Origin of the sequence: Caulobacter sp. D5 (genome assembly GCF_003185805.1) — a bacterium.
Lineage (GTDB): Bacteria > Pseudomonadota > Alphaproteobacteria > Caulobacterales > Caulobacteraceae > Caulobacter.
This window is the reverse complement of sequence record NZ_QHJY01000223.1, coordinates 1-11,972: the sequence shown is the minus strand read 5'-3', so window position 1 is coordinate 11,972 and position 11,972 is coordinate 1. Positions and strand designations below refer to the sequence as shown.

7 protein-coding genes are annotated in these 11,972 nt (G+C 70.3%); 3 read left to right on the top strand and 4 right to left on the bottom strand.

Annotated features, from left to right (window positions below; translation table 11 throughout):
* Positions 1-69: 69 nt before the first annotated feature.
* Positions 70-1,833 (bottom strand): response regulator, encoded by a 1,764-nt coding sequence (locus DMC18_RS15280; protein ID WP_370444623.1) that lies wholly within the window; start codon positions 1,831-1,833, stop codon positions 70-72.
* Positions 1,834-2,114: 281 nt separating this feature from the next.
* Between DMC18_RS15280 and DMC18_RS15275 the strand changes: the two genes are divergently transcribed.
* Both DMC18_RS15275 and DMC18_RS15270 read left to right on the top strand, forming a co-directional pair.
* Positions 2,115-4,958 carry a long-chain-fatty-acid--CoA ligase gene (locus DMC18_RS15275; protein ID WP_110133071.1) on the top strand — a complete coding sequence of 948 codons (2,844 nt, stop codon included), beginning with the start codon at positions 2,115-2,117 and terminating at the stop codon, positions 4,956-4,958.
* Between the two features lie 204 nt (positions 4,959-5,162).
* The gene (locus tag DMC18_RS15270; protein ID WP_158285915.1) at positions 5,163-6,653 is read left to right on the top strand and encodes an FAD-dependent oxidoreductase; all 1,491 of its coding nucleotides are present in this window, start codon (positions 5,163-5,165) and stop codon (positions 6,651-6,653) included.
* A gap of 36 nt (positions 6,654-6,689) precedes the next feature.
* Here the strand turns inward: DMC18_RS15270 and DMC18_RS15265 are convergent, their stop codons facing one another.
* The 3 genes from DMC18_RS15265 to DMC18_RS15255 form a co-directional block, all read right to left on the bottom strand.
* Positions 6,690-7,154, bottom strand: coding sequence for a GNAT family N-acetyltransferase (locus DMC18_RS15265; RefSeq protein ID WP_110121852.1), 465 nt, complete (start codon positions 7,152-7,154; stop codon positions 6,690-6,692).
* Positions 7,155-7,168: 14 nt separating this feature from the next.
* Positions 7,169-8,365 (bottom strand): GAF domain-containing protein, encoded by a 1,197-nt coding sequence (locus DMC18_RS15260; RefSeq protein ID WP_110121853.1) that lies wholly within the window; start codon positions 8,363-8,365, stop codon positions 7,169-7,171.
* Between the two features lie 232 nt (positions 8,366-8,597).
* Positions 8,598-9,770, bottom strand: coding sequence for a DUF1624 domain-containing protein (locus tag DMC18_RS15255; protein WP_110121854.1), 1,173 nt, complete (start codon positions 9,768-9,770; stop codon positions 8,598-8,600).
* Between the two features lie 51 nt (positions 9,771-9,821).
* Between DMC18_RS15255 and DMC18_RS15250 the strand changes: the two genes are divergently transcribed.
* Positions 9,822-11,867: a TonB-dependent siderophore receptor gene (locus DMC18_RS15250; protein WP_110133070.1), complete on the top strand. Its 2,046-nt coding sequence runs from the start codon at positions 9,822-9,824 to the stop codon at positions 11,865-11,867.
* Positions 11,868-11,972: the final 105 nt, after the last annotated feature.

Sequence of the window (11,972 nt, the reverse complement as noted above, 5' to 3'; positions counted from 1 at the left end):
CTGAGAGACCCCTCATCCGTCGGCCTTCGGCCGCCACCTTCTCCCGCAAGGGGAGAAGGACCCTCAAAACTACCCCACCGCCGCCTGCGGCGGGGGCGTCCGGTCCAGGGTCGCGACGATGGCCGCGATCAGGTCCATCGGCTTGACCGGCTTGCCCAGGTGCTCGTCGAAGCCCAGCTTGAGGAACCGTTCGCGGTCGCCGGTCATGGCCGAGGCGGTAAGGGCGATCACCGGGGTGTCGGCGGGGCCGGCGGCGCCGGAGCGGATCTCCGACAGGGCCGTGACCCCGTCCATCACCGGCATGTTGATGTCCATCAGCACGCAGTCGAAGTGCGAGGCGCGCAGGGCGTCCAGGGCCTGGCGGCCGTCCTCGACCACCGTCAGGTCGACGCCGGCGGCCTCGAGCATCAGCCGCACGACCATCTGGTTCATCGGATTGTCCTCGGCCATCAGTACGCGGGGGACGACCTCGTCGTCCTCGTTGGCCGTCTGCGGCGGGGCGGCGGGCAGGGGCGGGGGCGCCGGCTGGGGCGCGCGGATCATGAACAGGAACCGCGCCCCGCGCTGGGCGGGCTCCAGGCTGAGGTCGCCGCCCATCCGCCGGGCCAGGGCCCGGGCGATGGTCAGGCCAAGGCCCATGCCGCCATGGGCGCGGGAAATGGTCTCGTCCACCTGGGTGAAGCTCTCGAAGATCTTGTCGGCATAGGCCGGATCGACGCCCGGACCGGTGTCGGTGATCCGCACGGCTACGGTCTCCAGTCCGTCCGGCGCGTCGCCCTGGCTCGAAACCTCGATCGTCACCCCGCCCAGCCGCGTGAACTTCAGGGCGTTGGACATCAGCCCGCCCAGCACCTGGCGAACCCGCGCCGCATCGGCGTGCAGGCGCTGCGGGGTCGAAGGATCGATGCGCACGTCCACCGTCAGGCCGCGGGCCATGGCCATGTCTGTCCAGGCGTCGGCCACCGCGTGGACCAGGTCGTGCAGGTCGAAGTCGCAGGGCGTCAGCTCGGTCTCGCCGGCGTCGAGGCGGGCGATGTCGAGCACGTCGGTCAGCAGCTGCATCAGGCTGTCGCCCGACTGCAGCATCAGATCCACATAGTCGCGCTGGCGCTCGTCCAGATCGGTGCCCTTCAGGGCGTGGGCCAGGCCCAGCAGGCCGTTCATCGGCGTGCGCATCTCGTGGCTCATGGTCGCCACGAACACCGACTTGACCTGCGAGGCGGCCAGGGCGCGCTCCTTCTCCTGCCGCAGGCCGCGGGTCAGGGCGTCCATCCGGCGGGCCGCCGCGCGGTTCAGCAGCATGGCGTTGATGGTGGTGGCCACCACCATGACCAGCGCCCACTTGTTGGTCGGATGGCCCACCCCGTGCGGCGCATGCAGGAAGAACGGGAAGATCACCAGGCTGGCCAGCGGCGGGGCGGCGGTGATCACCAGCAGGCTCAGCGGCTGGTGGCGGAAGTTCTGGGTGAAGATGATGCCGCCCACGCACACCCCGAGCGCGGCGATGCGCAGGTCGGCGTCGGGGAACAGCCACAGCGAGACCGCCAGCCAGGTCCACACCACGTTGATCGGGATCGAGGCCAGCACGAAGGCCGCGCGCAGCGGGTCGGTGGTCGGCATGCCGGGCTTGAAGCGGCGGGTCACCGTCCAGGCCAGGACTTCGCAGGCGGTGAGGGAGGCGAACCAGACCACGGCCATGACCAGCCCGAGGGCCGCGCCGACCACCACGGCGACCACCGCCGCCGAGACGATGCGCACGCTCATCAGGCGGTGGGTGTCCGCCGCCACTTCATCCAGCCGTTCGTCTGCGCCTAGCGCGTCGAGCCATCTCAAGGCTTGCGCTCCCGTTTCTTACGCGGGTCAAAACACTCGGCGCTGAAGCTAGCCGCAAAACGGCGTTCTGGGAGTGAACGGGCGGTGCGGCCGATCAGCGCGGCCGTGTAGGAAGCTTCGGACTCTACACTTGCGTGCAGGTGGGCGCAAAGCGGGCTCGCCGGCCGGGAGAACCGCGGGTTCGCCCCAAGGTTCGCTTAGGGCGCGCCATGCGTTGCGCGGGGCGGCGACGGCCGTTAGCCTCTCCTGAACAACGATAAGGACGCGGGAGAGCGGTTTCGATGCAAGGTTTGATGCAGCATGGCGCTCTGACGCTCGACAAGATCATCGACCACGCCGCCCAGTGGCACGGCGGCCGCGAGGTGGTCACCCGGTCGGTCGAAGGGCCCATCGTCCGCACGACCTACGCCGAGATCCACAACCGCGCCAAGCGGGTGTCGAACCTGCTGCTGTCGTTGGGGATCAGGCCCGGCGACCGGGTCGGCACCCTGGCCTGGAACACCGCCCGCCATATCGAGACCTGGTACGGGATCATGGGCGTCGGCGCGGTGTGCCACACTCTGAACCCGCGCCTCTTCCCCGAGCAGATCGCCTGGATCGCCGACCACGGCGGCGACAAGCTCATCTTTACGGATCTGACCTTCCTGCCGATCATCGCCGGGATCATTCCGCGCCTGCCCAATGTCGAGCACGTGGTGGTGTTCACCGACCGCGACCACATGCCGGCCGACTTCCGCCTGGCGGGCGATGCCCCGCACTTCAAGGGCCTGCTCTGCTACGAGGACCTGGTCGCCGAGCAGTCGGCCGACTGCGTCTGGGGCGGGTTCGACGAGGGCACGGCCGCCGGCCTCTGCTACACCTCGGGCACGACGGGCGACCCCAAGGGGGTGATGTACTCGCACCGCTCGAACTTTCTGCACACCTTCATCACCATGCAGCCCGACGTCATGGGCCTGTCGCAGCGCGACGTGATCCTGCCGGTGGTGCCGATGTTCCACGCCAACGCCTGGGGCGTGGCGTTCTCGGCCCCGGCCACCGGCGCCAAGATCGTCATGCCGGGCGCGCGCATGGACGGCGCGGCGATCCACGAACTGCTCGAGACCGAGGGCGTCACCTTCTCGGCCGCCGTGCCCACCGTCTGGCAGATGCTGCTGCAGCACCTGGAAAGCACGGGCGGCACGATCTCGACCCTGAAGAAGGTGGTCATCGGCGGCGCGGCCTGCCCGGAAAGCATCATCCGCGCCTTCCACGAGAAGTACGGCGTCGAGGTGGTCCACGCCTGGGGCATGACCGAGACCTCGCCGGTCGGCACGCTGTCGACCATGACCGACGCGCTGGAAAAGCTGCCCTACGACCAGCAGATGCCCTATCGCCTCAAGCAGGGCCGTCCGCCGATGGGCGTCGAGCTGAAGCTGACCGACGATGACGGGAACGCCCTGCCGCACGACGGCAAGGCCTTCGGCCACCTGAAGATCCGCGGCCCGATCATCGCCGCCGAATACTTCCGGGGCGCCGGCGGCAAGATCCTCGACGCCGACGGCTTCTTCGACACCGGCGACGTGGCGACCATCGACGAGATGGGCTTCATGCAGATCACCGACCGCGCCAAGGACGTCGTCAAGTCCGGCGGCGAGTGGATCAGCACGATCGAGATCGAGAACATCGCCGTCGGCCATCCCAAGGCCGCCCTGGCCGCCGTGATCGGCGTGCCGCATCCCAAGTGGGACGAGCGGCCGATCCTGCTGGTCAAGCTGAAGGAGGGCGAGACCGCGACGAAGGAGGAGTTCCTCGACTTCCTGCAGGGCAAGATCGCCAAGTGGTGGATGCCCGACGACGTCGTCTTCGTCGACGAGATCCCGCTGGGCGCCACCGGCAAGATCGACAAGAAGGTCATCCGTCAGCGGATGAAGGACTACGTCCTGCCGACCATCGCCGCCGCCGCGGCCGGAACCGCCACCCTGGCCGCCGCCGACGGCGCCGGCGCGCCGGTGCTCTACGCGCCCGATCCGGTCGAAACGCCGGAAGACGTGGCCGAGGCCGTCGAGCCCGTCCACGAACCCGAGGTGCTGGCCGCCCAGGCCGAAGCCGAGACGGTCAGCGCCGAGGCCCTGGCCGCCTCGCTGCCCGATCCCGAGCCGACCCCGGTCGCCCACATCGCCGAGGCCGCCGAGCCGGAAGACGTCTTCCCGCACGAGCCGCTGGTCGAGGCCGAGGCCAAGCCGCTGGAGCCGACGCCCGAGACGGCCTTCGACGCCCCGCCGGTGTTCGTGGCCGAAGAGGCGCCGCTGGCCATGCCGATCCAGCCGTCCAAGGGCCGCAAGGCGAAGGCCGCCAAGACCGAAACGAGCGGGAAGGGCGGCTGGGCCTCGCCGATCCTGATCGGGGCGGTGGTCATCGCCCTGGTCCCGGCCGCGCTGATCGTCGTCGGCGCCCTGGGCGCGCGCTTTGGCCTGCTGGACAAGGCGATCGCCTACGACCTGATGACCCGCGATCTGGCGCCGCTGGTCGCCTGGCTCAGCCTCGGCACGGGGGCGCTGGGCGTCGTCGTGGCGATGATCGGCGGCGTCCAGCGCCACTGGAAGCGGGCCCTGCTGGCCCTGGCCATCACCATCGGCACCCTCGCCGTGCTGTTCCTGGCCACCGGCGTCGGCGGCCGCGCCGCGCCGGTCGGCGATGTCGCCACCGACTGGAAGGCTCCGCTGGGCTTCTCCGAGGCGGTGCTGGCCGCGCGCGGCGAGGTCGCCGCCCCGGTGCTCGACGATCCCAGCCTGCCGGTCGGCTCCGAACTGTTCGCCGGCCGCCGTGTCGCCGAGGTCAACGCCGAGACCTGCCCGGCCGCCAGGACCCTGGTGCTCGACCGCACGCCGGCCGACGCCTACGAGGCCGCCAAGGCCGCCGTCCAGGCCAAGGGCCTCAAGCTGGTCACCGACGATCCCAACGACGGCCGTATCGAGGCCGCTGGCGCCAGCTTCTGGTACGGCATGAAGGACGACCTCGTCGTCCGCGTCCGTCCCGACAGCGCCGGCGCCCGCGTCGACGTCCGCTCGATCGCCCGCGACGCCGGCGGCGACCTCGGCCGCAACTGCGGCCGCGTGACCAGCGTGCTGAAGGCGATCCAGGGCTGACGGTTCTCCCTTCCCCCTTGATGAGGGAAGGGCCGGGGATGGGGGTGATGCGGCGGTTCAGCCGTCAACGCCGCCGGCCACCCCCACCCAACCCTCCCCCATCAAGGGGGAGGGCTTTGGTCTTTTGCAGGCCTCTTGTGAACTTCTTCACAACCAATGAGAGTATTTAGGCGCATTCTGCCTGGGAGCGATCGGGAGGCTCCCATGATCTTGGACGGCAGGGACATCGGCGACGGCGGCGTCATCGCCACCCAGGTTTGCATCGTCGGCTCGGGGCCGGCGGGGATCACCGCGGCCCTGCTGCTGCAGAAGGCCGGCTACAAGGTCGTGCTGATCGAGGGCGGCCGCAACCCGGGCTACTACCAGGAAAGCTGGGCCGAGAAGAACCTGCTCTACGCCGGCCAGGCCGAGGGGCTGTTCACGACCAACGAGCCGGACTTCCTGATCCAGCCCTATGCCGGCCAGTCGGCCCGCGGCTGGGAGCGCGAGCGCGTCTATGGCGGCACCTCCACCCACTGGGGCGGCCAGACCCGGCCGCTGGACCCGATCACCTTCGAGGCCCGGCCGGGCTTTCCCGGCTGGCCGATCACCTATGAAGACCTCATCCCCTACTACGCCCAGGCGGCGAAGCTCTGCGTGCTGCACGGCGACGACTTCAGCGCCGACTACTGGGCCGGGGTGCTGAGCGCCGAGGTCCCCGACATCGCCGGCTTCGACACCGAGATGTACCAGTTCATGGGCGGGGCCTATACGAACTTCGCCACCCGCACCTTCGACGGCGTCACGGCCGCCGAGGCCATCGCCGAGATCATCGTCAACGCCACCCTGCTGGAGATCCAGCACGCTGGCGGCGTCGTGCAGGGCCTGCGGGTCGCTTCGCTGGACACCAGCTTTCCGCCGGCCAAGGCGACCGAGTTCACGATCACGGCCGACGTCTACGTGCTGGCCTGCGGCGCGGTCGAGAACGCCCGCCAGCTCCTGCTGTCGGAAGCCGGCAACGATCAGGTCGGCCGCTACTTCCAGTGCCATCCGCTCAGCGGCGGCTCGGCCCTGAGCGTCAGCGGAAACTTCATCAGCCCGGCCGCGATGCGCCTGATCAAGGGGCAGACCCCGACCGGAACCTGGACCGACGACAACGGCGTCACCGTCCAGGGCCGGTTCTCGCCCAGCGCCGACATCCAGCGCCAGTACGGCATCGGCAGCTGCTGGTTCCGCCCCTACACCTCCTCGTACTATTTCGAGATGCGGCCCAACGACGAGAGCCGGATCACCCTGGCCGACACGGTCGATCCGGTGTTCGGCCAGCCGCAGACCAGGATCCGCTGGGAGGTGGGGCCAGGCGACCAGCACACCTACGAGACCTCGACGCTGCTGTTCCAGGAGGCCATCGGCGCGCTCGGCGGCCAGTTCTACTATCCGTCGTGGGAAGACCTGAAGAGCCAGCTGATCGTCAACGGCCACCACATCGGCACGACGCGGATGTCGGCCGACCCGGCCAAGGGCGCGGTCGACGCCGACCTTCGGGTCCACGGGCTCGACAACCTCTATGTCGCCGGCTCGTCGGTGTTCCCGCAGGGCGGCATCTCCAACCCGACCCTGACGATCGTGGCCCTGTCGGTCCGTCTGGCCGAACACCTGGGCGAGCGCCTGGGCCGCGCCCGTCCGCTGCGGACCGCCGAGCTGGAAGACGCCTGAACAGGGCCTTTGCGTCGCCGTCGCGGGGAGGGGGCTTCAGCCTCGCGGCAGCTCCAGATGCAGGAACTGGTTGAAGTCGCTGGCCACGTAGTCGCCGAAGGCCCCGCCGCCGACGAAGCCGCGCCGGCGATAGAGGGTCAGGGCCGCGTCGAACGCCGGGCCGCTGCCGGTCTCCAGGCTCAGGCGGCCCAGGCCCAGGGCGCGCGCCTCGTCGATCACGCGCTCGAGCAGGGCCGCGCCCACGCCCTTGCGCAGATGGTCGGGGTGGGTGCGCATCGACTTCACCTCGCCGGTCGCCGCGTCCAGCCGCTTCAAGGCGCCGATCCCCAGGATCGCCTCGCCCTCCCAGGCGCTCCACACCGTCACGCCCGGCGCCTGCAGGCCCGACAGGTCGAGCGCGAAGACGTGCCCGGGCGGCGAGCTGGCGTGCATGCCGGCCAGGTGCAGCCGCAGCAGGTCCTGCGTGCGCTCGTCGGTCAGGTCGGCGTCGCGGATGTGCATGTCGTCTTGATCCTTCAGGCCCCCGGCAGGGTCACCGTGAACGTCGAGCCCTCGCCTGGCCGGCTCGTCACCGTGATGTCGCCGCCCATCTGGCGGGCCAGGCGGCGGGAGATGGCCAGGCCCAGGCCCGTGCCGCCGAACTGCTGGGCCGTGCCGGCCACCTGCTCGAAGCGCTCGAAGATGCGGTCCAGCTGGTCGGCCGGAATGCCGACGCCGGTGTCGCCGACCGCCAGATCCAGGGCGCCGTCGCGCGCCGCCACCCGCAGCGAGACCACGCCGCTTTCCGTGAACTTCAGGGCGTTGCCCAGCAGGTTGACCAGGATCTGGCGCAGGCGGGCGGCGTCGCCGCACACCGTGGGCAGGTCGGCGCCGATCTCCAGCGTCAGGGCCACGCCCTTGTCCTGCGCCCGTTCGGCGAACAGTTCGACGGCCGAGCGGGCGACCGTCTCGATGTCGATCTGCGCGTCGGCCAGGTCGCTCGCCCCGGCTTCCAGGCGGGCCAGGTCCAGCACGTCGTTGACGATGGTCAGCAGCTTCTCGCCCGCGCCCTTGGCTTTGGTCGCCAGCATCCGCTCCTTGTCGGGCAGGTTGGGCGAAGCGGCCAGCAGGCCGTTGAAGCCGATCACGCTGGTCAGCGGCGTGCGCAGCTCGTGGGTCATGTTGGCCAGGAACTCGCTCTTGGCCTCGGTCGCCGCTTGGGCCTGGCGGGTCAGCAGTTCGCTGCGCGCGGCCAGCAGCCGCAGGTCCATCTCGGTGACGACGATCTGGGCCAGGGCCTCCAGCCGGCGCTTCTCCTCGGCCGACAGCGGCGGGCGCGCCTTGCGGTCGATCAGGCACAGGGCGCCCAGGCGATGGCCGCTGGGCAGGCGCAGCGGCGCGCCGGCGTAGAAGCGGATGTTGGGATCGTCGGTGACGAAGGGGTTGCTGCTGAACCGCTCGTCGTGCTCGGGATCGAGCACCTCGGTCACCTCGTCCGACTGGATCGTGTAGTGGCAGAAGGCGTCCTCGCGCGGCGTGCCCCCGGGCTCCAGCCCGACGATCGACTTGATCCACTGCCGGTCGGCGTCGATCAGGGTGATGGCGGCGATCGGCATGTCGAATAGCTCGGCCGCCAGGGCGGTGATGCGGTCGAACGCGGCCTCCGGCGGGGTGTCGACCAGGCCGTATTCGTGCAGCGCCGCCAGCCGGGCGTTCTCGTCGCTGGTGAACATGAACTCTTACGCTGACCGCCTCGGCGCGGGAGGAACGCCGCGCGGCGTATTTCGCCTACGGGGCGAGGGTCTGTCGAGGGGGGCGGACAAGCAGAACCCCTCCCCCTTGATGGGGGAGGGGCAGGGGGGAGTGACTGCGGTGGTCGGGGACGAAGCGCCGCGCTCATTGGGCCAGCGCCGCTCCACCCCCATCCCCGACCCTTCCCCCATCAAGGGGGAAGGGAGATTTTGCCTACAGATACTTCATCCACGGCTGCCGGCTGGCGCGCTTCACCGGGCCGAACCAGCGGCAGGCCCACCAGCACGGGATCGCGACCAGGCCCGCCGTCAGCCAGATCGCCCAGACGCCCGGCAGGCTCCAGACCTCGCCCTGGTTGGGCCCCAGCGTCGCGACCGCCGCCAGCTGCAGCAGGTGCAGCCCGTAGAGGTGGATCAGGTAGAAGAACAGCGGCGCGCTTCCCAGCACGGCCAGGGGGCTGAGCAGCCGGGCCGGGACCTTCTCCAGCCCCGCCAGCAGCAGCGCCCCGATCCCCAGGGTCAGCAGCAGGAAGTCGGCCGAGGGCGGATATTTGGTGACGTTCAGCCAGCTCATCGCCGTGCGCAGGGCGTCGGGCCCGTGGACCCACGGCGTCTCGCCATAGCCGTTCAGATTGCGCAGCAGCAGAAGCAAGGTGAGGGCGCCGACGCCTGTCAGCAGCAAGCGATTGCGCCGGTCGCGCCAGGTCGCTGCGAACCACGGGCCGATCGCATAGCCCAAAGCCGCCACGCCGATCCACGGCAGCAGCGGGTACGAGGTCCGCGCCCGTGCACCCCACGGCAGGTCGATGAAGCCGCGATCGTGCAGGATCGCCCACAGCGCGTGGCCAGGCTGGCCCGGCGCGATGCTGATCGGGTCCAGCAGGTTGTGGCCCAGCACGACCGCCAGCCCCACCGCGGCGATCGCCGCGCGCGGCAGATGCACCAGCGCCGCCAGGGCGATCATCGACAGGCCGATCGCCCAGATCACCTGCAGGTAATAGGTCTTCGGCGTCAGGTCGAAGGTCCAGGCGAAGCTGACGAAGGTCAGTTCCAGGAACACCAGGAAAAGGCCGCGCTTGAACAGGAAGCCGCTGGCCGCCCTTGCCGCGGCGCGCGGATCCTCGCCGCCGGCCTTGCGGCCATAGAGCCAGGCGGCAAGGCCGGTCAGGGCCACGAACACCGGCGCGCACAGGTGGGCGGAAAGCCGCGTGAAGAACAGCGAGGGCTGCGTCGCCTGCACGTCCATCGGGTCGGAGACCTGGGCGTGGATGAAGAAGAACTCCCGCACGTGGTCGACCATCATCAGCAGCATGACCAGCCCCCGCAGGGCGTCGATGGCGACGATCCGATTGGAGGAAAGGGCGGGGGAGGGGGCGGTTGACAGCATCGTGTCTACGGCATAGCTGATATGTAATAACATTACAAATGGAGTTGCGTCTTGCCCCTGTCGTGGAGCTGCGTCAGCGCGTGCCTGCTGTCCCTGTCGGCCGCCGAGCCCGCTATCGAGCCGCCGGAAGCCGAACCCCACGCCGTGGGCGAGATCGTCATCCTGGGTCGGCGCGGCGCGGCCCGCGACGCCACCCTCGGCGCGGGCGAGATCACCCAGGCCACCTCGCCCTCCAGCCGCTCGGTCGAGCGCGACCTGCTCGACGCCGTCGGCGCGGGCCGGCTGGCCGACGCCCTGGAGCTGACCAGCGGCGTCAGCCAGCAGAACAATCGCGGCGGCTTCCTCGACAACTTCGCCATCCGCGGCTTCCTCGGCACGCCCGATGGCGGGGCCGAGTATTATGTCGATGGCTTCCTGGCCAATCGCGGCCTGGCGCCGCCGCGCGATCCGGCCACGGCTGAGCGGGTCGAGATCCTCAAGGGCCCGGCCGGCGCCCTGTTCGGCGACATCGACCCGGCCGGCCGCGTCAACATCGTCTCCAAGACCCCGCAGTTCGCCCACGCCGGCAGCGTCGCCGCCACCGTTGGCTCCTACGGCCTGCGCCGGGCCGAGCTGGACCTCACCGGCCCGCTCAGCGACACCGTCGCCGCCCGCCTGGTCGTCGCCGACGAGCACAGCGACGGCTGGCGCGACCATGTCGACCTGCACCGCCGGGCCATCGCCCCGTCCCTGACCTGGCGGCCCACTGACGCCCTGCGCCTGACCTATGTGGGCGAGTTCACCGTCTTCGACGCCCCTTTCGATCGCGGCGTGCCGGCCGTGAACGGCGACGCCCTGGCCATCCCGCGCTCGCGCTTCTTCGGCGAGCCTAGTGACGGGACGACCCGCTTCCGCAACGCGCGCCACCAGGTCACCGGCGAATACGAGCTTTCGCCCGACTGGCGGCTGACGGCGGGCGCGGCCTATCGCACCGGCGACATGAAGGGCTTCTCCAGCGACCAGTCGCGCCTGGTCGGCCGCGAGCTGTGGCGCCAGCGCCGCCAGCGCGACTACAGTGTCGAGGACCTGTCGGGCCGCGTCGAGCTCGACGGCCGCCTGGGCGCCCATCACCTGAACATCGGCGTGAAGGGCTACACCCTCGACTATCGCGAGGGCCTGCTGCGCCGGAACCCGTCCGCGACGGCGCCCTACGCGATCTCGATCGACGCGCCGGTCTATGGCGGGACGGCGCTGTCGCTGCTGCCCTTCACCGACAACCGCGAGACCCGGCGCGTGGCGACCCTCTACGCCCAGGACCTGTGGCAGGTGTCCGACCGCCTGGGCGTCTTCGCCGGCGCGCGGGTCGATCGCTATCGCCAGACCATCCGCAACAACCGCACCGGCGCGGTCGGCCGGAACGAGGGTTCGCCCATCGACTACCGCTTCGGCGCCCGCTACCGCCTGACCGACGCTGTGAGCGCCCACGCCAGCTACGGCCGCTCGTTCCTGCTCAACTCCGGCACGGGCCGCACCGGCGAGGGCTTCGCGCCCGAGAAGGGCAGGGGCTGGGAGCTGGGCCTGGCCGGCGCCTGGCCGGGCGTTGATGTGGCGGTCTCGGTCTTCGACATCGAAAAGCGCAACATCCTGGCCAACGACCCGGTGGACGCCTCTTTCCTCGCTCCCGTCGGCAAGCTGACCAGCCGCGGCGTCGAGCTGGACGGCTCGTTCGAGGTCAGCGCGGCCTGGCGGGTGGTGGTCAACTACAGCTGGACCGACGCGGTCGCCGACGACGTCGCCTTCGCCACCGACGCGGTGCTGAACGTCCCCGAGCACTCCGGCGGCGCCTTCGCCGTCGGGCGGTTCGACAAGTGGTCGCTGACGGTCGGCGCATCCTACGTCGGCGACCGGGCCGGGGCGCTGGACGGCTCGGGCCTGATCCTGCCGTCCTACTGGAAGGCCAAGGCGGCGGTGGAATACGCCATCACCCCCAGGCTCGACGCCCGCCTGGAGGTCGACAACCTGCTGGACGAGCACTACGCCCAGAGTTCCTACAGCCCGGTGTGGATCTTCCCCGGCGCGCCACGGACGGTTCGGGCGACGGTGCGGGCGCGGCTGTAAATCCGCGCTCCCCAAAGTTCGTCATCCCGGAAAGCGCGTAGCGCTTATCCGGCGACTGTGTTGGGTCAAGCGGGCTTTTGCCAGGGTTGTCCGGATTTGAGCATG